Source organism: Halorubrum rarum, from assembly GCF_048380895.1.
Lineage (GTDB): Archaea > Halobacteriota > Halobacteria > Halobacteriales > Haloferacaceae > Halorubrum.
Window position 1 is genome coordinate 1 of sequence record NZ_JBLWMN010000016.1, and the last position, 24,604, is coordinate 24,604.

A 24,604-nucleotide genomic window follows, 5' to 3' on the forward strand; every position below is an offset into this window, starting at 1 on the left:
GCTGTGGGCCAGAACGTGGTTCGGTCAATTCCGCGAACTTGTCATGAAATCAGCGGTGCGAAACATCGAACGCGCAATCGAGGTGGCAGATCGCTGAACGCTGGCGTCTAAACAAGGCCCAGGGTGCGTATCTCCCACAGACTCATATCCCAGTTCGATCAGGTCGGGTCGCTCAGTACAGGTGGGCGATACAACGGAAAGGGTTTCCAGAGCCAGATTGTTCCCCACTACCCCTCCGATGATATCAAAAACGGCCTTGTTGAAACCCTCTGGTGATGACAACTCAGCCCATTCTGCCGAGATCTATTCCCTTCTTATTGAAGACGACGCTCACTAAACCAACTGTAGAAGGTTACGGCCAGTCGTCTGGCAACTCGTCCTGATGGTCGTGCATCAATCTGAGAAGGGGCTCGATCTCCTCGAACTGTGGGCCGCGTGTGATAGTCCCGGTATCCCGATCCCAATCGACGAATCCTGCATCGGCCAGTTTTGGGAGATGGGCGTGATAGAGTTGCAGGTGTAGTGTGTCTAGCGCGTCACCATCTTCCTCGTGCCCATCCGCGCTCAACTCCGATGCGATGTCGTCCTCATCCTGCGGATTTTGCTCTGCAACAGCCATGAGAATGCGGCGGCGGTACTCGTGGCTGAGAATCTCGAACAGTTCGCTCAGTGAGCCGCCATTCTCCTCGCTTTTTTTTGCTGACATTTGCCGATAGCTCTCGTTGCGAAACGCCTCACTGAGTGATGCGTTCCGCGCAGGCGATGCGCGAAGAGAAATGGATGACTGCGAACGGGTAATCCCGTTTCAAGCAGCCCCCACCGTTGGGGCTAAACGCACAGTGTGTGCTGGGCTCCGTACGATGTCTTGGTTCCCGAGAGGGAAATGGTTGTGGGTGTTGTAGCATGATTGTCGAATTACTGCGACGTGGTTTCAGCAAAGCTACCACGTCTCTTCACCATCCGTCGGTATCGGCACTACGCCGGTCCACAGTTGTTCTCGGCGACTGCGAACGCCCGCTCGATGTTATACACGACGCACTTGATGACGAGTTCGCGGAATTGCTTCCACCAGCGGCGCGACCGCACGAACGCGCCGAATTTCTGCTTAATCGCCGCGTTGACTGTCTCGTTCATGTTTCGTCGATTGTAGAGACCGCTGTCCAGTCGGGCATTCCATGCCTTGTGGAGCGGTGTGAACTCGCGGTGCTTGATGACCGGGCGAATATTGAGCCCCCGGGCGAGTTGCCGGAGCTTCTGGTCGTCGTAGCCCTTGTCACCGGTCAAGATCGAGATGTACTGTGCGTTCCGTTTCACTACCTGTGGTGCAATCTGCGTATCGTGCTTTCGCGTTGTCGTCACGTGAACATCGAGAATGGCGTTGGTCGCTGTATCGACCAACAGCGTCGTCTTCAATTGCTGTATGGTGAGGTTGGTTCGCTTCGTGTAGTGAGTTGATGCATGCGCCCGCTCGAATCCGGACGCATCAATGCCGATGACACCGTTCAGCGGCACGTCCGCAAGTGAACCGTTCAGCAGAACCCGCCAGACGGCCATCTCTAAGCGGTCGAAAGCCTTGCAAAGTGTCGAGGGCGCGGGGATCGAATCGAGATCAAGGGCGTCACGAATGCGAGGCATCTCGATGAGCTCATCAACGAGGTCACGGTACGTGGTCGTCTTCTTCACCTTGAGACAGAGCAGAACGACGTGCTGGCGGAGCGTGAATCGCTTCCGTGAATATCGAGTCGAGAACTGTGCCACAGCACGGCGAGCCAACACCATAGCCCGTTCAACGAATCGAAGGAGACGTGACTTCGGAAGGGAAACCATCCTGTCTCAGACTACTCGTCCATCATGTTTGCCAGCAAGGGTTTCAACAAGGCCAATCCAAGGAGAATCTCAACTATGTCCGCGACGAGTACCCTGCTATGACAGTGAAGGACTGCTGTAACACATCGGTACTCGGCCTGCGTTACCGCACCTCAATCGAGTCGAAGTGGCGATAGCGTCGGCGAAAACCAGTTCAGCTAAAAGTGCTCCAACTATCTCGCAACCGTTATTTTGGTCTTCATCTGAGGGGTTTCTTGCTCGAATGAGTCCTCAAACTCAGCCTTGTTTTCAATCTGTTTCAGTGGGTCATATACGAAAATGAGAAGGGTATCAATATTCGTATCAAGGCGGTACTGTTCCTTATCCTCAGATAATTCCTTCCGAAGTGATTTCTCTCTGCGAGTAGGGGAAGCCCGCTTAACCTCAATACCGATGGTCTCATCCTGTACTAAAAAGTCGATTCGAGGATCGACAGAGCTGTGCCGCTCGGTATGAGGTTCCCTCCGAACATCATCAAAATATAGTTTGAGAAGAGCATGTAGAAGATACTGAACATCGGCTTCATCATCTATCGTAAGCGGTTCTCTGTCTTCTCTCCGTTCTTGAAGTGGGATGGAAATTTCACCAAACCGGTTAAAAATTTGCTCTATTTGATAGACTGATGGCTTCTCAGATGAAATGGGGCCCTCTTCTTCGAAATAGTCTGTCTCATCGGAATATTCGATGGTGAAGAAGTCATAGAACGTCTGATAGAGCTTCGTGACATTCTGAATGTTCTGAGGAACACCGTGATCAACTACTTCTGAGGAGGGGATTGATACATCCATCCACTCTGTTGTAGATTCGTTCCAGTAAGCAAATTCGACAGATTGCTTACTGACTGTGATTGTAATCTCTGTGAATTCGATTTCATGAGATCTCGAACGGCCGTATGATTCGGACTCCTCATAGGTATGAATTCCATCAACATCGTCTATTTCAAGCTTCACTGTAGGGTACGATTCTGATCCAATCCATTTCTCAAGTAACTGGACTATGTCCAAGACCTGAGCATCAAACAAACCGGATAGCGTTAAATCACTGCTCTGCTGAGTTTTGAAGGAAGTCCCGGACTTGATTGCTTCCTTGCAGGAGATGCTGAGTTCAATACCGTTGTCTCGTTCAGTAATTCGCAGTACAGTAGATATATTTTCATCGCTATCAGGGGCTTTCTTATTTTTGTAAGATGAGAACCCGTTATGCATAGGTTGTGTCTCTACTCTCCGCGATCTTCGCGTACCTTTCTCTCGATACGCTCCTCGGAGTAATCACAGGCGTAGTCGTGGATGTCGTCCATCACATGCTCAAATTCTTCGTCATCTGCGTATGTCTCGTTCCGCATAATGACCCATCCCTCGCCGCGTTCTCGGGATAAGTATCGGACACGATTGGCGGTGATAATGATGAGATCCTCAGTGATCTCACCGTCGCCTTGAACCGGAGCTTGCCAAGTCGGTGATATTGTCCTCCGTATGCCATCGGTGTCGTCAATAGTTTCCACAACAGATCTACTGAGCGGTTTATCGGGGAGTGACGAAATGAGCCCGGATTCTTTGGACATAGTGGCACCCACGGAGACACGACATATGAAGGTTCCCTGAGAATCGTGTTGAGGACATCGACCACTGCCAGAACATCGACGATCAACACCTCTGCTTGCTCGGTCTATTCGCAGTGGATTTGAACCTCATACCATACTTCTTTAACGAACTCTCAAAATGTTAAGGATTGCGCAGAAATGGGGACAAAACCAGGATATATGCGGCGTTTTGGTTTCGATTTCTCAGACAAGTCGTCATTCCCGGTTATCGTCTTGGCCTTTCCACAGTGATGTGGGTAATTCGCCAATTCAGTAGTTATCCGAATACACCGGATGCATGGTGGAATGACCATTATTAGCCTGCCTGAGACGTGGGTAATGTCTATTTTGCGTCTTTGTCGGGGTTATGGGATACTTCGGCAAAATTATGTTTCCCCCCTCAACTATATGTCGGACACAGGTAATTACATGATAACTCCATGGTGTCATTTGATACGACGGGCGGGGCGAAATTCTATAAGGCCGACCTCCACGTCCACACACCGGGATCACACGATTACGAGGATCCAGGTGCTGAGCCAGATGACTTAGTCGCGGGATTCGAGAGAGAAGACCTCGATCTAGTGGCAGTCACGGACCACAACACCGGGGAGTATTTCGAGAGGCTTCAAGAGGCAGCCGAGGATTCCAGCGTCACAGTGCTGCCGGGAGTGGAAATAACGACGGGGCAGAGTGGAGAACACCAGATACACATGACTGCTATTTTCCCGCCTGGAGAAGCCGATGTCCTTTCCCTGTTTCTCCACGACATCGGCATCAGAGGCGATCCGGAGGAGGCAATTGCTGATGACACAATTCCGAAGATCTGCGAAAAAACTCGTGATTATGGTGGGCTTCCGATATTAGCGCACATCGATGTGGCGGCCGGTGCCGACTACGAGTTAGCCGATCGGAACAACCCGACCCGGCAGAGGGTGTTCGACGCCGAAAAGGTCGCCGCACTGGAGGTGGTCGCGGAGGAGACTGCCGACGAGTTCGAGGAGTTCGCTCACATCCGATCCTCTGACGCGCATTCGCTGGCGGATATCGGAGTGCGACATGCCTATATCAAAATGGATTCGCCCTGCTTCGAAGGGCTCCGTACCGCGTTCGCAGATCCGGACTCCCGGCTGTCCCTGATTGACGAGCCGACAACGCATCCGAGTGTTGACGGGCTACTCGCTCACAACGGGTTCCTGCAGGAGAGGCATCTCCAATTAAACAAGAACCTCAACTGTCTAATCGGAGGAAAGGGGACAGGGAAATCGACCGTTGTCGAGCACATCCGATACGCTCTGGACGTAGATCCGCGCTCGGATGATATCAAAGAGGACTACACCACCCTCATCGAGAACACTCTTCGGCCCGATGGAATAGTGAAACTGTTAGTCACCGCCTCGAATGGTGATCAGTACCGAATCAGACGAGAGTACGACGAAGAGCCAGAAATCGAACGGATGCCGACTACTGAGGACGGCAAGCCACAGGATGTAGACCTAACGATCGAGCAGTTTAGAACGGAATTCTTCGATGTCGAGATCCACAGCCAGAGGGAGCTGATCGAGTTGGCCAGGAACGAGATTGACCAACTGGACCTACTTGACTCCTACTTCGACATCACTGAGGAGACCGCGGCACGTGAGTCGGTAAAACAGGATATCAGAACGAAGAACCGTGAGATCGCTGATCTCCGTGAGGGGGTCGCCTCGCTCAAGGCCGAAGAGGAGCGATTTGAGGCATTGAAACAGCAGGTCGAGGTGATGGAGCAGAAGGGGGTGGGCGAATATGTCGAGGGCCAAGAAGAGTGGGAACAGGAACGGACTGCGCTCAGTAATGTCATCGAAGACGTCGAAGCGATAGAAGAAGAAGTTTCATCGCTCGCTCTCGCTGACCAGCTCTCGGTCACCGAAATTGACGGTGGGCCAAACGAAGATTTGCTTGAATCGGTAGACGATACGATATCGGGTCTACGGGATGAGCTCGCTGAACGCGAGGAGGAGTTCGAGAGCATCGTCAGTGAGGGACGTGAAGATATCGAGGAAATTCGAGATGAGTGGAACGCGGAGAACGAGCAGCGTGAGGAGGAGCACGAGTCTCTCGCAGACGAGATTCAAGAGGAGATCGGTGTTGATATCGAGGAGTTCTTCGATAAAAAGGCCGACTTGGAGGAACTGAGAGGAGTCTCCGAGGAATTAGAAGAAGAGCGAGAGCGCCTTCAGATAGCTCGGGATGAGAAGTCAGATCTTCTAGAGGACCTCCAAACGGCCCGACAGGACCTCAGTGACGCTCGAAATGAGGGGGTTGAACAACTGAACGCCCACCTTGGGAATGTCAGAGTGGCACTGCACAGCCAGTCTAACCGGATCGAGTACACCGACTGGATAAATCACGTTCTGGAAGGGTCAAGCGTCTGGACGGAACACAAAGAGCAGATCACCGAGACCATCGACCCGCCGGAGTTAGCCGAGATTGTTCGTAACGAGGACACTGAAACTCTGAGTGATCTCGCCGATGTTACCCCGACAACTGCAGAGAATTTCGTCACTCACGACGACCTCGTCGAGCAACTGACCAAGTTGGAACTATACGAAATCCACGATCGTCCCGTCATCGAACTCAACGACGGCGGTTGGAAAGAACTCACCGAGATGTCCGACGGGCAGCAATGCACGGCCCTCCTCTCTATCGCTATGATCGAGCGTGATGTGCCGTTGATCATCGATCAACCGGAGGACATGCTCGACAACAAGTTTATCTTCACCGATGTGGTAGATATCCTCCGTTCGATCAAACAGGACCGTCAGGTCATTGCGGCAACTCATAATGCGAATATTCCGATTATAGGCGATGCTGAGCAAATCGTCGTTATGAGATCTAACGGACGTGCTGGTTTCTATCGGAACTGCGGATCAATTGACGACGATGGGATCAAAGCACTTGCACAGGACATTCTTGAGGGCGGCGAACTGGCTTTCAAGAGGCGAAGAGAGATGTATCACAGAGTCGTTTAGTGGGCTTAACGGTCAATTCATCGTACTCATCCACCGTCGTAGACTCTTGTGCATTGGAGGACTAATCGGCCTCCATCATCAGTGTCGGCTTCAAAGGTGAAGACGTCGCCACGTTCGACCCCCTGTTTGCGGGTGATTGCGGCAGGAATCGATCGATGTACCGTCACTGTATTCTCCGTCATATACGGCCTGTTGGCGATGTACAGACACCAATCCAGTCGTGACTTGGCTCTGGAACGTGGTAAGGAACCACTCTACCGGATTTTGCGTAATTGGACTGTCATGGCGAATTCTCCGGCTCCACCGTTTTCTGCTTCAGTCCGGGACACACAGGAGATCTCACCGTTGGTGGTCAACTCCTCTGCATTTCACAGTGGCAAAAACGGCCGCCCCGAGGAATTTTACTTACGGTCTATGCCAAATCCTTTCAACCGTTATACGCCAATGGGCAATCAAGGGCCGATTTCGTGAATTACCTATGCCACCTCTAGAACCGACGGACCGACGGGAACTATACGAGCATTTCCAGCACGTCATAGAAGGCACATATGACCAACTGTTGGAGGAGCAGAAGCTGAACTACAAACAGAATATGCTCAAATCCTTCCTCGTGGAAACCAATATTGATCCCACCACGCTTGAGGAACAATTCGAGCATGTGACTGTCGGGAAGGTGGATTACAGCCTGTTTGAGGTACTCATCGATACTTCAAGCGACAAAGATGAGGAGGGAATCCTGTCGTTCTATCTGGATAGTCAGGATGAGCGGTTCTGGACGTTCTATTCAATAGAGAAATCCCGACCGGCGAAGGACGCGATGGAGGGCTTGATCATGGCAGAGCGAAGTGGGCTGGATTATCTCTGGTTCCCGGCGCAGCTACAACGTTACTTCACTAAGCTTGGCGAATTCCAAGGGGCAGGCATCAATTACGATGCTGAGGATGTGTTCTCTGAGGAATATATTGACGATCATCTCCCATTTGGTGAGTTGTCGATTCAGAGTTCAGGTCAGGGTACTAGCTGGCTACTGGATGCGTTGAGCGATGCTGACCTGAAGCGGTTCCTGTCGTTGTCCTCAGTGAAAATTCGCCGGGAAATGGAGGAGGGAGTCGTGATTGAGCGGATCGACAATAATGGCCGGATAACCACTAGGGGCGGTGATGACATTCAAGCACATCTATCGTTCGTCGAAATCATCCGCGAACTCTATGCAGACCTCATTCGAGGGATCGAGGAAGAAGGGCGGATTGGGTATCCAATCCGAGAAATTGAGGCTGAGGAGGACGAACGGCATTCATCAGGCCAATCCATCGAAGGAACTCCAATAGTAATCAACCTCGCCAACTCGATTGAGAACCTGAAAGAGTTCGCCGACAGCATCACCTCCGCCACGAAACCACTGCGACTCTGGGGGGTTGGTACCTGGATTGCGGACGACTACTACAAGGTTCGAGGTACCGATCTCCACAACAACGACAGCTTCACGCTAGAAATCAAACGGGATTGGATTCGCCTCTATCTCCCAGACGACGCGTGCGGGAATACTGCCTTGCGGATTTTCTCGAATATCCAGCGGTACTACGATGCAGAGGCTTCCTTTGGCGAGCGAAGTGACCCAGCGAACTCGAAGGTTGGCCTAACTGCACAATGACGTACTATCTGTCGCCCCATACGGTACAGATGAATGCGTGGATTGGTTTGTGCCAACTAGACGACCGATTCCCGGACACACTCGCTAAGCTAGGGTATACCGTGGACATCATTGAACCAGGGTTCACTATCAAGGGGGACTATATTCAGCCTGATTTGATTCTGACCGCTCATCGGCGTAATCATAGTCTGCTATTGGATTTCAAGTCATATCACCTAAAAGACCATCAGAACGAGCGGTACGAAACAGCTGTTCGGAATCCCGACAAGCTAGTGCTTCGGGGGGCTGTCCAAGGTGTTCCTCCTGAAGAACTGAGTGCCGACTTCTCATACTCTTCGTTCGGCGATCTGACCGATATCCATGACTTGAGCGAGTTCGATTTCACGACAGTGCAGTTTGAGGCACACGTTGGGGATGCGAACCTTCGTATCGAGATTGTCGGGTCAGAAGGGTTTGGTGAGTCCGATCTTGATGATGCGTTCCCGATAGAGGTGTCTCACGGGAAAGACATCCCAACGGATTACTATCCGTTTGATGCCGAGGATGAGGATCATACTCTGTTCTGTATATATATGTTGAATGCTGCGATTCAGCTGGCGGGTGAGTATGGGTCAGACCCGTTCAACGTGGATGAACTGTTGGCTGAGTCGCACAAGCTCTGGGGTTCGATGAGTGAGGAGAAAAAGAAGGAGTTGCGGTCGTGGGGCGAAGATTTCCTTGATAAGTACAATAAGAAGGGGTTAGATGAGCATCTGCGGAAGGTGCAGAAGGACAATCAGCCGGCGTGGTTCCATAAATCGAGTTCGTTCCAAGCTCTGCGGAATAAGGCGGACGAATTTATTGCTGACCTTGAGGAAGAACTGGCTCAAAAGAAGTTGGGTGAGTTTTAATCCGGTTCTGTTTGAGTTTGGGTTTCCTTTGATAGACTCGACCAGCCTTATTAAAACATTAGAACAACATACTCTGTCTCAAGGAAGGACAATTACGAGTCGAAGATACACTAATCATGTCCCTGTTGTAGCTACTGCGATTGCAAGGTACGGTTCACAACGAACAATTTTAATAAAGTATCAACGAAAACTCAGAGTTCATTCATAACAGCCGACGTATCGTACTCCGCTAAACAACGTGTCAAATCAGTTCGCGTTACCGCACCAGTCAGGACGAGTCACGCATCCATCCCGCGTTGGTAATCCTGAGCGAGCGCTTCGTCGTCCGGTTCGACGTACGTCATTGTGCGCTCGATCTGCGCATGCCCCGCGATCCTCCGAACCTGGTGCAGGTCGAGCGCGTCCACGTCATTCACCCAGTGCGAAATCGCGCTGCGACGGATTCTATGAGTGGTGACGAACCATTCTTTCACCTCGTCGTCCGGACCCGGGTTCACCGGTCGGAGCGGGCGTTGAATTCCGGCGTTCTCCGCCGCGGTCTTGACGATGTCGTTGATGTGCCAGCTTTGCATGTGATCCTTATGCGTCGTGCAGAGAATCCGCCCCGCTTCGGGGTCAACCGCGGAGGAGAACGCGTGCCTCACACGCTCACACCACCGCTGCAACTCGAATTTGAATTCCTGAGGGAAGAACACGTCACGCTTGATTAAATCGCCGTGCTCGTCCACGTTGAGCTTCGCTGACCGGATACTGATTTTACACTCGTCCCAGTCAATCCCTTCAATCGTCATGCTCTCCAACTCAGTAGACCGGCACGCCGTGTACCAGTTCAGCCTGACAGCAATCTTGTTACGGAGTCGGGTTTCCGGGGTTTTCCCTGGAACGTTGTCGAATAACTCGTGAACGTGCTCCGGTTTGAGCGCGAGCACGGTCTCTGACTTGTCACGAGCGACATCGACGTCCTCAGGCGATAATCTATGCTGTTTCTTATACTCTGCATTGTTAAAAATCCGGTAATCTTCCTTGAGATCAATCGTGTTATGATCTGGACATGGGTGCCCGTTCTCTAACGACAACCGCGGTTCGCGCTGGTCATTCTCAACAATTGAGTAGAACGACTGCACGGACCGGTAGTAACTAGTGACCGTGGTCCCGGCTAAATGCGTGATCGACTGAATGTACCCCCTGACGTGACGCGTCTCAGCCGCTAGAGGATCAACATCGTTGTGTTCGCAAAACGCTAACCAGTACCGTACTTCGCGGCGTCTCGTGTCCAGCGTTGACTGTTTCGTATCCGTCTTTTGCTCTTTCAGCGAATGTAGGTACAGACCGAGCAACTCCTCCGATTCCGACGAGATCTGCTTATCCTCAGGCGACGAAAACATCCCTTTCTCGTCACGCATACCTTACACACCCCGGAACCAGTGCCGCGTCCCGTCTGCTACCACCGAGTGGACGTTCTCGGTTGTCCGCCGTTCGAGGTAAATCAACGCTTGCCGAACGACAATAGAATCGGCGTCAAGATCAACCCCGATTTTATACGCAGACCCGTTAATGTCCGGTTCCGACTGTGATTTCGATGCTTTCTCAATCGCTTGAGGTAACACGCGTAATCGCACCGCTCGCTGTTCATCAGCATCTGCGCCCGACGGGACTTTAGCGTCAATCCCGTTCAAAACATTGGTTGGTAAATCACGGTACCGCGGCACCATCGTAATAACATCCATCGCTAGATCTTGAATCCGGCTTTCGTCAGGCTTCGACACCTGGACAGACACGTCATCGATCTCCCGGTGAACCGCTGACACGGTCGCCTGTATTTCGTCCAACCGGTCAGTGATCCCCGACACATCAACCTCTACAGAATCGCCGCCGGTCAATCCTTCAACGGCGTCAACGTGAACGTACTCATTACTGAGCTCGTGATCGACGGCGTTGGTAACGAGCGACGTTAGTGTCTCGCCCTCGTCCAACGAATCCATCCACTCCTCTTTTTTACTCGGAGAGACACGGACATGTAGGCGTACTCCTTTATGCGAATCCGACATACGACTGCCTACGCAGTACTGTATAAATAAAGCGTGGGTGACCCAACGGGTCGCCCTAATCGCCAAACATCTGGCGCATCATCGGGTGCATCTCCATGAGCTGCTCCTCGGCGATCTCCTCGTACAGCTTGTACGTGATCGAGACCGCGAGCAGCAGGCCCGTACCGGAGACGGAGCCGATCGTACCCAGCATGTTCGCCATGACCGCGAGCAGTCCGACGAGGGCACCGCCGATGACGGTCACCTGCGGGATGTACCGTTCCATTACCTTCTCGACGACCTGCGGGTTCCGACGGAAACCGGGGATCTGCATCCCGGAGTTCTGGATCTGCTTGGCGGTCGCCTCCGGGCCCATCCCGGTCGTCTCGACCCAGAAGATCGCGAAGATCGCACCGCCGACGACCATGAACGTCAGGTCGATCGCGATGCGAAGGGCGATCATCCACGGCTCGACGGTCGCCGGGATCTCCCCGAGGAACCACATCCACTGCGTCGGCTGCTGGATCGGGTTCAGGTAGTAGAAGAACCCGGAAACGGGCTCTCCTTGGTCGCCGTATACCCCCAGCCACTCGGGCATCCCCGCCCACTGCGAGGAGAGGATCTGGCCGAAGAACTGGATGTTCGCCTGCAGTGCGCGAACGAGGATCATCGGCAGGACGGACGCGTAGATGAGCTTTACGGGGAACCGGCCGCGAGCACCCTTCACACGTGCGTGTGAGAGGGGTATCTCGACGCGGACCGACTCCGCGTACACGACGATCCCGAAGATGAAGACCGTGGTGAAAAGCGCCAGCACGTTTCCGGGAGCGAACAGTAGCTGTTCGAGTCCGGTCGGCGTCAGCGGTGACTCCAACGGGATCTGTCCGGTGGCGATCCCGAACCAGCTCGCGAAGAACCCGGTCTCCCCGAGCATGGAGAAGCTGAAGAACCCGCCGACGATCTGCTGGCTCACTGCGGCGATGATGAACAGCCCGACCCCGGATCCGACGCCCCACTTGCTCACGATCTCGTCCATGAACAGGATGAGGACGCCGCCGATGAACACCTGTATGAAGATCAACAGTTCGACGCCGAACTCACCGATACCGAGTGCGGCGGCGACTGCCGGATCTGACGGGAGGAACTCGCCGGTAAACACCATCGGTGCCGCGGTCATCGCGGTGACGATGATCACCAGCAGCTTCTGGAGCCCCTGATACAGGATCTGATCCCGCGGGTCGTTCGTGTCGAGCCCGAGCAGGTTCGCTCCGCCGAGCAGCTGGAGCACGATCGACGCCGTCACGATCGGACCGATGCCGACCTGCAGGAGCGAGCCGTGCTCACCGGCGAGCACCGACCGGAACTGCCCGAAGAAGTCCGTTCCCCCACCAGCCAACAACCCGAACGGGTTGATGTTGGTCAGGAAGAAGTAGACGATCAGGATCCCGGCCGTCCACGCGAGCTTCCGCTTGAACGGAACGTGGCCCGCGGGTCGCTCCACGACGGGCATCCGCGTGAGTACCGGTTCGGCGACCTCCTTCCAGCTCATGATTACGCCTCGTCAGTCTCGTCGTCTGATGTGTCTTCTGGTTCGTCCTCGGCGCGCTCGGCGCGCTCGGAGAGGACGGCGTCGCCGCCGGCCTCCTCGATGAGCTCGACCGCACCGGCCGTGAAGGCGTCCGCAGTGACGTGGAGCTCGCGGCGAACCTGTCCGCCGCCGAGCACCTTCACGACGTCGGCGTCGTGGCCGTCCTCGACGACGTCACGCGCGTCGACCACGTACGCGTCACCGTCCTCCTCGGCGAGACCCTCCGCGGCGTACAGCGCCGCGTCCTCGTCGAGCTTCTGGACGCTCACCTCGAGGACGTCCGTCTGGGCGTCCTCGGGGCGCTTGAAGCCGTGCTTGCCGAGCGGTCCGTAGTTGTGGAACTCGTGTTTCGAGCGGCCCGCGGCACCGCGACCGCCGCGGTGTCCGGCACCGCGCCGGTTCTTGTGCGTGCCGCCGCCGTGCGTTCGTGAGCCGCGCTGTCGACGTTTCTTGCTCATCGCATTGCCTCCAGCAGTGCATCGATCTCCTCGGTCGTGTGACGGCCGAGTTCGCCGCCCTCGATGACCGGGTGCTTGATTCCGTCGTGACCGCCGCGGGGCGCGTGGAGTCGCAGCGTCGGCGAGAGACCCTGCTCGCGCAGCGTCGTCTCCTCGTCGACGAGCGCTTCTGCGAGCGCCTCGAGGTCGTCGTAGTCGGTGTTGTCCGCGATCCACTCGTCGTCGATGTCGGCCGAGCCTTCGAGCGGCTCGCCGCGTCGAGCGATGGTGGTCGCAACCGCGTCGACGGTCGGCTCGCCGAACGCGACGACGTCGTTCACCTTCGTGATCATGCCGCGGTAGGAGTCCGTCTCGGGGACGAACGTCGCGTGGTTGACGCGTCCGACGTTCAGCATGTCGAGCGTGTCCTCCACGTCGTAGTTCAGGTTGACGTCGCCGCGGAGCTGAACGATCGCCTGCATCACTCGCTCACCTCGTCGTAGTGAACCTGTCGCGCGTGTTCCGGCGTGCGGGACTGCGCCGCGTTCTCCAAGGCGTTGAACGTCGCCTTCGCGAGGTTCACCGTCGTTCGCGTGTTACCGTCGGAGTTCGTCCAGGCGTCCTCGACGCCGGCGAGCTCCAGGATGTGCCGAACCGTTTCCGCGGCCGCCAGCCCGAGCCCCTGCGGGGCGGGCTTGATCTCGACGGTGACGGAGCCGGCCTTGCCGGTCGCCTTCCGCGTCAGCGAGTTCGTGCCGCCGGGCTGGTCCTCCCAGGAGCCGGAGCCACGATCCACCTTGATGATGTTCAGCTTCGCGACGTCGATCGCCTTCTGGATCGCGCCGCCGACCTGATCGTCTCGCGCCTGCGCGTAGCCGAGGTAGCCGTCGCGGTTACCCACGGCGACCACACAGCGGAACTTCACGCGGCGGCCGGAGTCGGTCATGCGCTGGACCATGTTGATGTCCAGCACTTCGTCTTCGAGCCCCGGGAGGAGCTGGTCGACGATCTCGGCCTCCTTCAGCGGGAGGCCGGAGTCGAGCGCCTGTTCCATCGACGTCACGTCGCCGTCCTGTACCTTGCGGCCGAGTCGCGTCCGTGGCTCCCAGCCGTCGTTGTGTCTACTCATGGTCCTCCTGGATGGTCGCGAGCACGTCGTCGAAGTGCTCGGGTAGGTCGGTGGCGTCGAACTCCCCCGCGTACAGCGGCTCGTCGAGCTGCTCGGCGTACGCGGCGATGTGCTCGCCTCGCGTGCGCGACCAGTCGGCCAGCACGTCGTCGTTGTGGGGGATCTCGAGGCCCGCGTCGATCGCTCCTTCCTGTACTGCGAACGTCTTGTTGCCGGGCGTCGCCGTGTTGAGCCCGATGTCGAGGACGGCCTCGTCGAGGCCGGCATCGACGGCACGAGCGCCCGCGAGATAGCCGGTGAGGTACGCGCTGGGAAGGTTGCCCGTTGGGGCGTCCCAGCCGTACTCGCCGAGCTCCTCGCTGGAGGCGGCCGCGTGGGTCTCGTCGCCGTTCGGACCGGGGGTCACCAGCTGCGCCCTGACGTGAGCGTTGCTCACCCGGGCGACCAGGCGAGGCTTGCCCGATTTCAGCAGGCGCAACCTCTGATGGTAATCCGTCCGGACCTCGCGACGGCGCCGCATCGGCACCTTGTATCGTGGTCCTGTCGCCATTATTCCGTCACCTCGTAACCGAACTGCGTCCGAATGTACGCCTCCAGACGAGCGACGTCCTCGAACTCGCCACCGCTCGCTTTGTTGTACAGCGTACGGTACTCCGACGCGTCGAGGACGTCCTCGTCGTCCCGGAGTTCCTTCAGGCGGGCCCGCTGTGCGCGGATCCGCGCCTTCCAGTCGTCTTTCGTGTTCTGTCTCGCGCCGGACTTCCCTTTGCGGGTCCCGGCTCCGGTCTGGTGGCCGTACGAGCGCTTCTCGGCGCGCTCGCGGGCACGACCGCGGGAGTTCGTCTTCGCGTCCTTCGCTTGGATCGTTCCCTGATCGATGAGCTCGCGAACGTCCTCGCGAGTGATCGCGTCGGCGATCTCCTCCTGTGCGTCGGGGTCGAGCCAGACGCGGCCCTTCCCGACGTCGAGTTCGTCGGCGGCCAGCCGCTTTTGGGCTTTCAGATCACTCATCGTCGACCTCCACTTCCTCGTAGGTCGGGTTGAGCACGCGGATCTCCTGCTCTTCGGCCTCGTCTTCGATCAGTTCGCGCTTGCGCGCGCCGACCTTCGAGGCGATTCGGACCGCCTGCGTGTCTCCGTCGACGCCCTCGAGGTCGTCCGTGTTGTGCACACGGACCTCCTCGAAGCCGCTCGGATGCAGGTCACGCGACGCCCTCGGCGAGCGGAAGCCCGCCTGTACGACGTCGCCTTTCCCTTTCATCCGGCGTCGCTGCTTGGAGAGCCCGCCACGCGGCTTGCGCCACGAGGTGGGGATGCGCTTTTTCTTGTGGTAGTCCTGCCGGTTGAACTGCGGTTTCCCCTCGCGGTGCTTCTGTGCGAGCGCGCGAGCGGTCTCCTCGTCCAGTTCCGGCGTCTTGTCGGCGTGACCGCGGGGGCGAAGCTCCGTCTCGACGTCCTCGTCGTCGGCCTCCTCCTCGTCGGCCTCCTCCTCGTCCGTCTCGTCTTCGATCTCCGCGTCCGCCTCCTCGTCGACTTCCAGACCGCCGACGTCGGCTTTGATACGCGCAGCGAGCGCGTTTCCGACGCCGTCGACCTCGGAGAGCTCCGACTGGGAGGCGGCCTTCACGTCCTCGACCGTCTCGTAGCCGGCCTCGCGAAGGGCGTCCGCCTTCGAGGGACCGACACCGCTGATGTCTTCGAGTTCTTCGGCCATGCGTTAGGCACCTCCGGTGGGCTTCTCGACGATGTACACGCCGTCTTGGAAGACGCGCGTGTCCTTGTCGGTCACCTTCGTCAGCTGTTCGATGTCGGCGGCGGTCTGCCCGACGGCCTCCTTATCGGAGCCCGTCAGCGTCACCGTCTCGCCGTCGACCTGTACCTCAGTGTCTCCCCGGATCGGGGTGCGGCGAGCCGCGCGCTCCCCGAGGAAGTTCTCGATGACGACCTCGTCACCCTCCACGTTGACCTGCATCGGGAAGTGGGCGTAGTACACTTCCATCGTGTACTCCCATCCCTCGGTCACACCGTGGATCATGTTGGCAACGTGGCTCTCGAACGTTCCGACCGTCGCGTTCGTCTTCGCGTCCTCCGCTTCGGACTCGATGACGACCGCGTCGTCCTCGACGGTAACCGTCACGTCGGGGTACCAGAGGCGTCGCGTGACGCTCCCGTTGGACCCTTCGACGGTGAGGTCGAGGTGGTCGATCTCGGCGGAGACGTCGTCCGGGATATCGATTGCTACTCTGTTCATTGTTAGTAGACGTATGCGATCACTTGGCCACCGATACCCTCCTCTCGGGCCTCGTAGTGGCTCATGACGCCGTGGCTCGTCGTGACGATGAGCGTCCCGTAGTCTCGGGCGGGGAGGAACCGCTTCTCCCACTTCTCGAACTCGTCCGCACCCGCCGAGTAGCGGGGCTTGACTGCGCCACATTCGTTGATCGCGCCTTTCAGTTCAACCTCGAATCTCCCGGCTTTCCCGTCGTCGACGAACTCGAAGCCGTCGACGTACCCGCGGTCGTAAAAGACCTCGAGAACGGAGCCGATGATGTTTGAGGCGGGCTCTACCGTAAACGACAGGTGGCCAACGCTCTCGGCATTGTCCATGCCTGCGAGCGCGTTGGCGAAGGGGTCGTTTCCTGCCATGATTAGCTGTACTTTTCGAATCCCATGTCTCGAGCGACCTCGCGGAAACACTGTCTGCAGAGGTTGATGTCGTACTTTCCGACGAGCCCCTGCTTGCGCTCGCAGCGCCGACACTCGTGCTGCTGGCCGGTGCGTTTCGCGGCGTGTTCGCCCGTCTCTTCGTTTGCTTCGCTCATTCCGTTACCTCCACGTCGAAGTTCGCTTCGAGGAACGCGATCGCGTCCTCGGCCGTCATCCGGTGATTCGACGGGATCGATCGGGTCGCCTTGTCGCGTTTGGCGACGCGGTAGCCCGGTCGGACGATCGTCGTCGTCACGTCGAGTCCGTAAATGCCGATGTTCGGGTTGTACTCCTGGCTCGGGAAGTCGGTGTGGTCGTCGACGCCGAAGCTCAGGTTGCCGGTGTCGTCGAACTGCCGCTCGGAGATATCGACCAGCTCCAGTGCGGTGTCGAGGAACTCGTGGGCGTCCTCGCCGCGGATCGTCACCTTCACGCCGATCGGGTCGCCCTTGCGGATCCCGAACTCGGCGATGGTGTTTTTCGCGGTCGTCCGAACGGACTGCTGTTCGGTGATCGCCTCGATGATGTCCTCGGCGTCGGCGAGCGGCTCACCGCCCTGCCCGACGCCCATGTGGACGACGACCTTCTCGAGAAACGCCTCTCGCATCTCGTGGGTCGCGCTCTCGGTTTCACTCATCCGAATCACCCGTCTCGTCGGTCGCCGCGGAGTCGTCCTCCTCGGCGGCCACGTCGTCGTCGACGAAGTTCTCGTCGATGACGACGACGTACTCCTCGACGGTCTCGTAGCCGTCGTCGTCGTCGACGACGGTGACGCTGTTCGATCCGGAGCCGAGCGTGACGTCGATCTCGTCGATCTCGCCGATTCGACCGGCGTGCTGGCCGGCGACGGCGGTGACCAGTGCGCCCTCTCCGTACTCGAAGTGGGCGACGATCTCCTTGGATTCGGTGTCGATGACGACCGAGTCCTTGGTGTCGTAGTCCGCGTCGTCGTCGACGCGGACGTTCGTTCCGTCGTGAAGCGTCAACTGGACGTCTCCGCCGGGAACGACGGACTTGTTCGTGACCTTGCCGAGTCGCCCGTCCGCGTCCGCCTCGTCGATGGGGGTCAGCGCGAGCCGACCACCCTCGTCGGGGAACACGCGGAAGTGCTCTCCGCGTGCCGGGAACGCCAGGATGTCGAACATCCCGATCGGACGCTGCTCGTCCGAGACGGCGTCGCCGTTCACGAGGATCGAGTCGTGGTTCAGCGCGTAGCGCGCCTCCTTCGTCGAGTCGACGTAGCCGAGCACGTCCCGCAGCAGGATGACGAGCGGTACGCCCGCCTCGCCGTGCGGGCCCGCGCCCGCCTTCACCGTGAACGTGTTCGTCTTTCGCTCGACCGGCCAGGAGTTCGGTACTGCCAGTCGTTTCTGATGTCGCGTCATTCGTTGTCCTCCTGGAGCCGCGCCTGGCGGCGCTCGTCTTCGAGGTCCAGATCGGTCACGCGGACGTTGCTCGCCGGGATCGGATGGGGAACCTCCTCCCCGTCCGCCTTCTCGACGGTGACGTCCTCGACCGTGATCCGCTTCGAGGAGAGATCCACGGTGACGACCTCGGCTTCCGTGCCGGCGTCGTCGCCGCGAAGCACCTCGACGGTATCGCCCGCGTTGACGCGGACGTTCCGCTGGCCGTACTCCTCGCGAAGCTCCTCCGTGAGGGTGGCTCGGACCTGATTTTGCCGCTCGTGGAGCGGCGCGGTCTCCGACTGCTTTCGTTGTTTGCGTGGCTGTTTCGTCATGGTTAGACGATCATCGTTGCCGTGGAAGCGATGCTCCCGTATCGTTCGGCGACCTCGCGGGCGACGGGGCCTTTGATCTCCGTGCCCCGCGGCTCATCGAGGTCGTCGATGATCACGGCCGCGTTGTCCTCGAACCGGACACGCGTGCCGTCCGGACGGCGGATCGACTTGCGCTGGCGGACGACGACCGCCTCCAGCACCTGCCGCCGCATCTCCGGAGTCCCTTTCGTGACCGAGACGGTCACCTTGTCGCCGATACCTGCCTTCGGGTGGCGGTTCTTCGTGCCGGAGTAGCCGGCCACGGAGATCACCTTCAGCTCGCGCGCGCCGGTGTTGTCGGCGCACGTGATGAGCGAGCCCTTCGAGAGGCCCTGCGTGACGTCGGCTTTGAGCGCCTCCATCACTGATCACCCGAGAGGTTCTCGACGACGACGTGGGACTTCGTCTTCGAGAGCGGTCGCGTTTCGGCTATCTTCACTTCGTCACCTTCTTCGAGCGAGTCGAGCACGCCCGGCACGTGTGCCGGGATGCGCGAACGACGCTTCATGTACCGATCGTATTTCGGTACGAACACGTCGTATTCCCGCTCGACGATGACGGTCTTTTCCATATCCGTCGACACGACCGTGCCCTCTCGGACCTGGCCGCGGACGGAGAGCTGCCCGAAGAACGGGCATTTCTCGTAGTCGTAATCCTCCGGGTTGTCTGGCTCCGGAGGCGTGGGTACGTCGATTCCTATCGCCATTGTGTGACACCTCGTTCGGTGCGTTCGGCGGGTCGATGCCGCAACCGCGTGCCATCCACCGTTACGTAGACCACGTCTTTGCACTCGCCGCGCCGGCTCGCCGGATCCGCGTCGTCACCGTCGACGACGCTCGTGGACCCGGACGGGCCGGACTGACGGGGGCGGACCCCCGTAGTATCCGACCCGAGTTGGGACGTGGACCCCGACGACTGGCAGTCGTCGGCGGCTTCATCTGTGCGTGCGGTTACGGTATCGACGACCGCGAACTCGAACGTCGTGCCCGACTTGGGCACGCGTTTGTCCCCCGAGCCCGTTCGCACCACGAGGGTGTGAGCGGTCTCACGCAGCACGCGACCGGCGATGCCCACATGGGCGTCGCTGTCGGCGTCGACCACCCGAACCGGGAGGCCGATGAGTTCGTGTCGCGTGATCGTTTCGGGGGTTATCATCGTTATTCGTCGTCGAAGTCGCCTTCTTCCTGCTGGATCGTCTTGATCCGCGCGATCGTCTTCTTCAGTTCGTTCACTCGGCCGGGACTCTCCGGCATTCCGCCGGCGGCCTGCTGGGCCTTCGTGTTGAGCAGCTCGGTTTCGAGCTCCTCGAGTTCGACCTCCCGCTCGGCGGCCGTCATGTCCCGGATCTCTTCGGTGTAGAGGATCGCCATGTGTTATTCCTCCGTCTCCTCGTCGGCCGCTTCCATCTCCGCCACGAGGTCGGCGGCTTCCGATTCGATCTCCTCGTCGAGGTCGTCGAGGTCGTCGACGTCGTCGTCGACGTCGCCCGTCTCGACGGGCTCCTCGGCCGCGACGTCCGTCGCGTCCTCCGCGGTCGTCTGAGTCTCCTCGACGACCTCCTCGACGATGTCCTCGTCGATGACGTCGGCGGGGTCCTCGTCGGGGACCTCGACGTCGTCGTCGGCTTCAGGGACCGCCTCGGGCTCCTCCTCGAGCAGGGCCTCGACGCCGTCGTCGTCGCCCTCGAGCGCCTGTTCGACCTCGGGGACCTCGGCGTCCTCGCGGACGTCGAAGTCGTCCGGAAGCTTCGCTCCCGGCGGGATGATCTTGACGTTGACGCCGATCGTCCCGAGCTTCATCACGGCGACGCCCTTGCCGTGGTCGACGACCTCCTGGGCGGGTTCGCCGTTGTGTTTGATGTAGCCGCGGTTGAACTTCTCCACGCGCGAACGGGCACCGGTGACCTTCCCCGAGAGGACGATCTCCGCGCCGAGCGCGCCGGACTCCATGATCCGGTCGATCGTGGTGTGGCCCGCCTTCCGGAAGTACCAGCCGCGCTCGAGAGCGTTCGCGAGACGGTCCGCGACGATCTGGGCGTTCAGGTCGGGTTCGTCGACCTCCTGAACGTCGATCTGCGGGTCGTCCATGTCGAATCGCTCCTCGAGTTCGGTGGTGATCTTTCGGATGTTCTTTCCGCCCTTGCCGATGACCATTCCGGGCTTTTCGGCCTTCAACACGATCTGCGTGCCCATCGGCGTCTTGGCGACGTCCATGCCGCCGTAGCCGGCACGACCGAGTTCGTCCGCGAAGAACTCGTTGATCTGCGACCGGCGAAGTCCGTCCTCGATGAATTGGTGTTCGTCAGCCATTATTCGTCAGCCTCCGGGTCCTCGATGATCAGTTCGACGTCGGCGAGCGTGGTGTTCCACTGGGTCGCACCCGCAGCGCGCGGGTTCCGACCGGGTCGTTCGCCGACCTTGTGCGGGGCGACGTGTTTGATGACCATCTCGTCGCCGTCGAACCCCTGTTCGATCGCGTTGTTCTTGACGTTCTCTAGGAGCTTGAGGAAGTCCTTCGCCGCCTTCTCCGGGTATCGGCCGGCGTCCCAGCCGTCGATGTCCGAGCGGTGGCCCGCGCCGGCGTTGTGCTGGCGCATCGGAACCGACCGCTCCTCGTCGATGACGGCCTGGAGGAACTCCTCGGCGTCGGCGACGGTCTCGCCTTTGATCTCTCGGGAGATCTCCTTGCTGTCCTTCACGCTGATGGGCCGCTCGCGGAGCATCCCTCTGGCGGTGGTCTCCGGGTCGGCCTCGACGCTGTAGTTGATTCCCATGGGTTACTTGAGGGGCACGAACTTCGAGGACCGGGTCGCGCCGATGCCGGCCTGACCGTGTTCGACGGTGCTTCGAGTCAGGTGGAACTCGCCGAGGTAATGTCCGATCATCTCGGGGTCGACCTGCACGCGCTCGAAGCTGTGTCCGTTGTACACGGAGAAGGTGATACCGACGAACTCCGGAAGGATCGGCATGTCGCGCAGATGCGTCCGGATCGGGTCGTCGGCCGTCTCCTCTTTGTCGCGGCTCCGGGCCTTCTCGAGCAGCTTTCGCTGTTCGACGCCCAGTCCGCGTTCGATGGTTCGCCGCTGGCGTGCGGGGAGCAGCTCCGCGACCTCCTCTACGTCCATTTCCTGCAACTCGTCGAGCGAGTGACCGCGGTAGGCGAACTCCTTGCCCTCGCGGCCGGTGCGGTATTCGGAACTCATTTGTTTCCACCTCGTCCGGTTCGCTTGGATGCGATGTCACCGACCTTCCGTCCCGGCGGGGCGTCCCGCGAGACCGACTTCGGCTTGCCGGGGTGCTGCCGGCCGCCGCCACCGAACGGGTGGTCGACGGCGTTCATGGCGACACCGCGGACGCGCGGGTACTTCGTGCCGCGCGATTTCATCTTGTGATGTTTGTTGCCGGCCTTGACGAACGGCTTCTCCGTCCGCCCGCCGCCGGCGACCACGCCGATCGTGGCGCGGCACTGCGGGTCGAGTCGCTTCACTTCGCCGCTGGGCAACTGGACGACCGCGACGTCGCGGTCGTGGGTGAGAAGCGTCGCCGAGACGCCCGACGCGCGAGCGAACTTCCCACCGTCGCCCCGGTTGCTCTCGACGTTGCAGACGGGGACTCCTTCCGGAATCTCCGCGAGCGGCATCGTGTTGCCGGGTTTGATCTCCGCCGACACGCCGACCTGGATCGTCTCGCCCACGCGCACGCCCTCCGGCGCGAGCACGAGCCGACGGTCGCCGTCCTCGAACTCGACGTCCGCGAGCGGGGCCGAGCGAGCGGGGTCGTGTTCGATCCCGACGATCTCGCCCTCGATCGTGTCCGTGTCTTCGAGCGTTCGATGCGACAGTTCCGCCTTATAGCGGTGCGAGGGGGCCCGGAACGTCGAGCCGCCGCGTCCACGCCGCTGTCCTTGAATTCGTCGTCCCATTGTCAGAACACCCCGATCCGGGAGGCGATCTCCGTCGCGTCGTCGTCCTCGGAGAGGGTGACCGTGGCCTTCTTCGTGCCCTTGGGGGTCACCTGCGTGTTCACGTCGACGATCGTGACGTCGTACCGAGTCTCGATCTCCTCGCGGATATCGGGTTTCGCGGCGTCGATGTCGACGATGAACAGCAGCTTGTTCTTGAAGTCCATCTCGTTCATCGCCTGCTCGGTCACGAGCGGGTGTTCGATGAGCGAGCTCATCGGTCGGCCACCTCCTCGATCGCCGATTCGGTCCACAGCGTGAGCCGGCCTGGATGCGCGCCCGGCGCGAGGTCCTCCGCGTTGACCTCGCTCGCGGTCGCGACGTCGACGCCCGCGAGGTTGCGGGCGGCGCGGGACGGCTCCTCGCTGGTGACGACGAGCACGGACTTCGGTTGGCTGTACTTACGACCGCGGGTCTTCCCGCGGCCGGACCGGACCGAACGACCCTCCTCAGCGCGCTCGATGTCGTCGGCGACGCCGACCGCCTCGAGGAACGCGAGCGCGTCCTGGGTCTTCACGACCTCCTCGAACTCGTCGGAGACGACGAGCGGGAGTTCGACGTCGTCGTCGAACGCGTGACCGCGCTCGGCGACGACGTCGGGGTCGGCGGTCGCCGCGATCGCCGACCGGATCGCCAACTGGCGCTCCTTGTCGTTCAGCTTCTTCGTCTGGTCTTTCTCTGCTTTCGGCGGGTGCGCTCGACGCCCGGAGACCGCGTGCGGGACGCGGCGGGCGACGTTCTCCGATCGCGGGACGTGTGCGAGCCCGCGTCCGGATCCGAACGACTCCGCGGGGGTTCGAAGCCCGGCGAACTCGTCGGCACCGTACGCCTGTTTTCGGTTGGCCTGTGCGGCGGAGACCGCCCGACCGATGAGGTCCGGTCGGAACGCCGTCTCGAAGACGTCCGGCAGCTCGATGCTGCCTTCGTCCCCGCCGTCCAGGTCGTGTACTGTTGCGTTCATGAGTTATCCCTGGTTGGATGCGGTGGATACGTACCGAACCTCGGGATCGAGGCGCGGCTGGTCGTTCGGCCGAATGGCCGGGCGGAAGCGAAGCAGGCGCTGGCTCGGTCCGGGCAGCGAGCCCTTGACGAGCGCGTAGTCGCCGTCGACCTCGCCGTGGTTGACGAAGCCGCCGTCGACGCTGGCGTCGTCGCCGTCGCCGAAGTCGATGAGGCGCTTGTTGAGCTCGGTGCGCTGGTGGTAGCCGGTCTGCCCCTGCTGGGGAACGGTGGAGCGGACGCGGGAGGGGTTCCACGGACCGAGGTTCCCGATCCGACGCCGCCATCCCTGACGGGCGTGTTTCCCCTTCCGCTTTTGAACGCCCCAGCGTTTGACGGGACCCTGCGTCCCTTTCCCCTTCGTGACGCCGGAGACGTCGGTGTACTGGCCGGCGCGGAAGACGTCGCCGAACTCGTGGGCACCGCCCTCCTTGACGAGGTCGAGCGCGAAGTCGGCACGCTCCTCGATGGAACCGCCGCCGACGCGCGTCTCCATGACGTCGGGCTTCTTCTTGGGAACGTTCGCGAGCTCCGAGGGTGCCGTGTGGGTGATGACGCGAACGTCATCGACGGCGCGGTCCGCGAGCAGCTCCTCGAGCTCCTCGACGTCCGCCTCGAAGGTGTTCTCCGCCGGCAGGTCGAGGGTGCGGTCGAGCTCCTCGTGGAACTCGGTCCCCCAGACCTCTGCAACCGGCTTCTGTCCGTACGGCGTCTGCTCGTAGGCGCGTAGGGCGACCGCGTACATCGGCGGCGTCTCCACCACCGTCACGGGGACGGACTCTTCCATCCCCTCACGCGGCGAGTTGGCCTCGTCGTTGACCATGACGACGTGGGTCATTCCGGCTTTGTAGCCGGCGAACCCCTGCAGTGCGGGGGCTCCGTCGTCGTCTGGCCACGATCGGATACGCGGCACCTCGCTCTCTGCGCGGGTGCGCGGGCCGTAGCCCAGCGAGCCTTTTCGTGGTCGGCTTGGTTGTGGCATGT

34 protein-coding genes and 1 pseudogene are annotated in these 24,604 nt (G+C 59.6%); 5 read left to right on the top strand and 30 right to left on the bottom strand.

Annotated elements, in window-relative coordinates:
- Nucleotides 1–97, top strand: a pseudogene (locus tag ACNSN7_RS11745) (IS5/IS1182 family transposase); the annotation flags it as partial.
- A 255-nt stretch (nucleotides 98–352) separates the two neighbouring features.
- On the opposite strand, the gene ACNSN7_RS11750 reads toward ACNSN7_RS11745, so the two are convergent.
- Nucleotides 353–706, bottom strand: a complete 354-nt coding sequence (locus ACNSN7_RS11750; RefSeq protein WP_418282482.1) for a DUF7344 domain-containing protein — start codon at nucleotides 704–706, stop codon at nucleotides 353–355.
- A gap of 269 nt (nucleotides 707–975) precedes the next feature.
- Nucleotides 976–1,827, bottom strand: a complete 852-nt coding sequence (locus ACNSN7_RS11755) for an IS5 family transposase (protein WP_418282483.1) — start codon at nucleotides 1,825–1,827, stop codon at nucleotides 976–978.
- Here ACNSN7_RS11755 and ACNSN7_RS11760 point away from each other — a divergent pair.
- Nucleotides 1,806–2,003 (top strand): DUF7386 family protein, encoded by a 198-nt coding sequence (locus ACNSN7_RS11760; RefSeq protein WP_418282484.1) that lies wholly within the window; start codon nucleotides 1,806–1,808, stop codon nucleotides 2,001–2,003. The two genes, ACNSN7_RS11755 and ACNSN7_RS11760, sit on opposite strands and share 22 nt — an antisense overlap.
- 36 nt (nucleotides 2,004–2,039) lie before the next feature.
- On the opposite strand, the gene ACNSN7_RS11765 is transcribed toward ACNSN7_RS11760, so the two are convergent.
- Together ACNSN7_RS11765 and ACNSN7_RS11770 are read right to left on the bottom strand one after the other, a co-directional pair.
- Nucleotides 2,040–3,071, bottom strand: a complete 1,032-nt coding sequence (locus ACNSN7_RS11765) for a PD-(D/E)XK nuclease domain-containing protein (RefSeq protein WP_418282485.1) — start codon at nucleotides 3,069–3,071, stop codon at nucleotides 2,040–2,042.
- An 11-nt stretch (nucleotides 3,072–3,082) separates the two neighbouring features.
- Nucleotides 3,083–3,427 (bottom strand): DUF7964 domain-containing protein, encoded by a 345-nt coding sequence (locus ACNSN7_RS11770; protein WP_418282486.1) that lies wholly within the window; start codon nucleotides 3,425–3,427, stop codon nucleotides 3,083–3,085.
- 458 nt (nucleotides 3,428–3,885) lie between these two features.
- Here ACNSN7_RS11770 and ACNSN7_RS11775 point away from each other — a divergent pair, with 458 nt between their 5' ends.
- The 3 genes from ACNSN7_RS11775 to ACNSN7_RS11785 all read left to right on the top strand — a co-directional run bounded on the left by ACNSN7_RS11775 (nucleotide 3,886) and on the right by ACNSN7_RS11785 (nucleotide 8,997).
- Nucleotides 3,886–6,456: a TrlF family AAA-like ATPase gene (locus tag ACNSN7_RS11775; protein ID WP_418282487.1), complete on the top strand. Its 2,571-nt coding sequence runs from the start codon at nucleotides 3,886–3,888 to the stop codon at nucleotides 6,454–6,456.
- A 478-nt stretch (nucleotides 6,457–6,934) separates the two neighbouring features.
- Entirely contained in the window at nucleotides 6,935–8,107 is a 1,173-nt protein-coding gene (locus ACNSN7_RS11780) for a hypothetical protein (protein ID WP_418282488.1), read from the top strand.
- Between the two features lie 29 nt (nucleotides 8,108–8,136).
- A complete protein-coding gene (locus tag ACNSN7_RS11785; RefSeq protein WP_496923306.1) occupies nucleotides 8,137–8,997 on the top strand; it encodes a hypothetical protein in 861 nt (286 codons plus the stop codon).
- A gap of 278 nt (nucleotides 8,998–9,275) precedes the next feature.
- Here the strand turns inward: ACNSN7_RS11785 and ACNSN7_RS11790 are convergent, their stop codons facing one another.
- From ACNSN7_RS11790 to ACNSN7_RS11915, 26 genes are read right to left on the bottom strand one after another with little or no spacing between them, the layout of a single operon-like run.
- Entirely contained in the window at nucleotides 9,276–10,400 is a 1,125-nt protein-coding gene (locus ACNSN7_RS11790) for a tyrosine-type recombinase/integrase (protein ID WP_418282490.1), read from the bottom strand.
- Between the two features lie 3 nt (nucleotides 10,401–10,403).
- Complete coding sequence (locus ACNSN7_RS11795; RefSeq protein WP_418282491.1) at nucleotides 10,404–11,045, bottom strand: hypothetical protein; 642 nt, start codon at nucleotides 11,043–11,045, stop codon at nucleotides 10,404–10,406.
- Nucleotides 11,046–11,100: 55 nt separating this feature from the next.
- Nucleotides 11,101–12,573, bottom strand: a complete 1,473-nt coding sequence (gene secY, locus ACNSN7_RS11800; RefSeq protein WP_418282492.1) for a preprotein translocase subunit SecY — start codon at nucleotides 12,571–12,573, stop codon at nucleotides 11,101–11,103.
- Between the two features lie 2 nt (nucleotides 12,574–12,575).
- Nucleotides 12,576–13,070, bottom strand: a complete 495-nt coding sequence (locus ACNSN7_RS11805) for an uL15m family ribosomal protein (protein WP_418282493.1) — start codon at nucleotides 13,068–13,070, stop codon at nucleotides 12,576–12,578.
- Nucleotides 13,067–13,531, bottom strand: coding sequence for a 50S ribosomal protein L30 (locus tag ACNSN7_RS11810; protein ID WP_418282494.1), 465 nt, complete (start codon nucleotides 13,529–13,531; stop codon nucleotides 13,067–13,069). Before ACNSN7_RS11810 ends, ACNSN7_RS11805 begins: the two co-directional genes overlap by 4 nt.
- Complete coding sequence (locus ACNSN7_RS11815; protein ID WP_418282495.1) at nucleotides 13,531–14,178, bottom strand: 30S ribosomal protein S5; 648 nt, start codon at nucleotides 14,176–14,178, stop codon at nucleotides 13,531–13,533. Before ACNSN7_RS11815 ends, ACNSN7_RS11810 begins: the two co-directional genes overlap by 1 nt.
- On the bottom strand, nucleotides 14,171–14,728 hold the full coding sequence (locus tag ACNSN7_RS11820; RefSeq protein ID WP_418282496.1) for a 50S ribosomal protein L18: 558 nt from the start codon (nucleotides 14,726–14,728) through the stop codon (nucleotides 14,171–14,173). The genes ACNSN7_RS11815 and ACNSN7_RS11820 overlap by 8 nt, the downstream gene beginning before the upstream one ends.
- Entirely contained in the window at nucleotides 14,728–15,189 is a 462-nt protein-coding gene (locus tag ACNSN7_RS11825) for a 50S ribosomal protein L19e (RefSeq protein WP_418282497.1), read from the bottom strand. Before ACNSN7_RS11825 ends, ACNSN7_RS11820 begins: the two co-directional genes overlap by 1 nt.
- Nucleotides 15,182–15,892: a 50S ribosomal protein L32e gene (locus tag ACNSN7_RS11830; RefSeq protein WP_418282498.1), complete on the bottom strand. Its 711-nt coding sequence runs from the start codon at nucleotides 15,890–15,892 to the stop codon at nucleotides 15,182–15,184. Before ACNSN7_RS11830 ends, ACNSN7_RS11825 begins: the two co-directional genes overlap by 8 nt.
- A 3-nt stretch (nucleotides 15,893–15,895) precedes the next feature.
- Nucleotides 15,896–16,429: a 50S ribosomal protein L6 gene (locus tag ACNSN7_RS11835; RefSeq protein ID WP_418282499.1), complete on the bottom strand. Its 534-nt coding sequence runs from the start codon at nucleotides 16,427–16,429 to the stop codon at nucleotides 15,896–15,898.
- Between the two features lie 2 nt (nucleotides 16,430–16,431).
- Nucleotides 16,432–16,824 (bottom strand): 30S ribosomal protein S8, encoded by a 393-nt coding sequence (locus tag ACNSN7_RS11840; protein WP_418282500.1) that lies wholly within the window; start codon nucleotides 16,822–16,824, stop codon nucleotides 16,432–16,434.
- A gap of 2 nt (nucleotides 16,825–16,826) precedes the next feature.
- The gene (locus ACNSN7_RS11845; RefSeq protein ID WP_418282501.1) at nucleotides 16,827–17,000 is read right to left on the bottom strand and encodes a 30S ribosomal protein S14; all 174 of its coding nucleotides are present in this window, start codon (nucleotides 16,998–17,000) and stop codon (nucleotides 16,827–16,829) included.
- Complete coding sequence (locus ACNSN7_RS11850) at nucleotides 16,997–17,521, bottom strand: 50S ribosomal protein L5 (protein ID WP_418282502.1); 525 nt, start codon at nucleotides 17,519–17,521, stop codon at nucleotides 16,997–16,999. The genes ACNSN7_RS11845 and ACNSN7_RS11850 overlap by 4 nt, the downstream gene beginning before the upstream one ends.
- Nucleotides 17,514–18,269 carry a 30S ribosomal protein S4e gene (locus ACNSN7_RS11855; RefSeq protein ID WP_418282503.1) on the bottom strand — a complete coding sequence of 252 codons (756 nt, stop codon included), beginning with the start codon at nucleotides 18,267–18,269 and terminating at the stop codon, nucleotides 17,514–17,516. The genes ACNSN7_RS11850 and ACNSN7_RS11855 overlap by 8 nt, the downstream gene beginning before the upstream one ends.
- Nucleotides 18,266–18,622 carry a 50S ribosomal protein L24 gene (gene rplX, locus ACNSN7_RS11860; RefSeq protein ID WP_418282504.1) on the bottom strand — a complete coding sequence of 119 codons (357 nt, stop codon included), beginning with the start codon at nucleotides 18,620–18,622 and terminating at the stop codon, nucleotides 18,266–18,268. Before rplX ends, ACNSN7_RS11855 begins: the two co-directional genes overlap by 4 nt.
- Nucleotides 18,623–18,624: 2 nt before the next feature.
- A complete protein-coding gene (locus ACNSN7_RS11865) occupies nucleotides 18,625–19,023 on the bottom strand; it encodes a 50S ribosomal protein L14 (RefSeq protein WP_418282505.1) in 399 nt (132 codons plus the stop codon).
- Nucleotides 19,023–19,367 carry a 30S ribosomal protein S17 gene (locus tag ACNSN7_RS11870; protein WP_418282506.1) on the bottom strand — a complete coding sequence of 115 codons (345 nt, stop codon included), beginning with the start codon at nucleotides 19,365–19,367 and terminating at the stop codon, nucleotides 19,023–19,025. The genes ACNSN7_RS11865 and ACNSN7_RS11870 overlap by 1 nt, the downstream gene beginning before the upstream one ends.
- Nucleotides 19,358–19,816 carry a ribonuclease P protein component 1 gene (locus tag ACNSN7_RS11875; protein ID WP_418282507.1) on the bottom strand — a complete coding sequence of 153 codons (459 nt, stop codon included), beginning with the start codon at nucleotides 19,814–19,816 and terminating at the stop codon, nucleotides 19,358–19,360. The genes ACNSN7_RS11870 and ACNSN7_RS11875 overlap by 10 nt, the downstream gene beginning before the upstream one ends.
- A 2-nt stretch (nucleotides 19,817–19,818) precedes the next feature.
- On the bottom strand, nucleotides 19,819–20,031 hold the full coding sequence (gene rpmC, locus ACNSN7_RS11880) for a 50S ribosomal protein L29 (RefSeq protein WP_418282508.1): 213 nt from the start codon (nucleotides 20,029–20,031) through the stop codon (nucleotides 19,819–19,821).
- 3 nt (nucleotides 20,032–20,034) lie between these two features.
- Nucleotides 20,035–20,970, bottom strand: a complete 936-nt coding sequence (locus ACNSN7_RS11885; protein ID WP_418282509.1) for a 30S ribosomal protein S3 — start codon at nucleotides 20,968–20,970, stop codon at nucleotides 20,035–20,037.
- On the bottom strand, nucleotides 20,970–21,434 hold the full coding sequence (locus ACNSN7_RS11890) for a 50S ribosomal protein L22 (protein ID WP_418282510.1): 465 nt from the start codon (nucleotides 21,432–21,434) through the stop codon (nucleotides 20,970–20,972). The genes ACNSN7_RS11885 and ACNSN7_RS11890 overlap by 1 nt, the downstream gene beginning before the upstream one ends.
- Nucleotides 21,435–21,437: 3 nt before the next feature.
- Complete coding sequence (locus ACNSN7_RS11895; protein WP_418282511.1) at nucleotides 21,438–21,863, bottom strand: 30S ribosomal protein S19; 426 nt, start codon at nucleotides 21,861–21,863, stop codon at nucleotides 21,438–21,440.
- Nucleotides 21,860–22,582, bottom strand: a complete 723-nt coding sequence (locus ACNSN7_RS11900; RefSeq protein ID WP_418282512.1) for a 50S ribosomal protein L2 — start codon at nucleotides 22,580–22,582, stop codon at nucleotides 21,860–21,862. Before ACNSN7_RS11900 ends, ACNSN7_RS11895 begins: the two co-directional genes overlap by 4 nt.
- A 2-nt stretch (nucleotides 22,583–22,584) precedes the next feature.
- The gene (locus tag ACNSN7_RS11905; protein WP_418282513.1) at nucleotides 22,585–22,839 is read right to left on the bottom strand and encodes a 50S ribosomal protein L23; all 255 of its coding nucleotides are present in this window, start codon (nucleotides 22,837–22,839) and stop codon (nucleotides 22,585–22,587) included.
- Nucleotides 22,836–23,582, bottom strand: a complete 747-nt coding sequence (gene rpl4p, locus ACNSN7_RS11910; RefSeq protein ID WP_418282514.1) for a 50S ribosomal protein L4 — start codon at nucleotides 23,580–23,582, stop codon at nucleotides 22,836–22,838. The genes ACNSN7_RS11905 and rpl4p overlap by 4 nt, the downstream gene beginning before the upstream one ends.
- Nucleotides 23,583–23,585: 3 nt before the next feature.
- On the bottom strand, nucleotides 23,586–24,602 hold the full coding sequence (locus ACNSN7_RS11915) for a 50S ribosomal protein L3 (RefSeq protein WP_418282515.1): 1,017 nt from the start codon (nucleotides 24,600–24,602) through the stop codon (nucleotides 23,586–23,588).
- Between the last annotated feature and the right edge of the window lie 2 nt (nucleotides 24,603–24,604).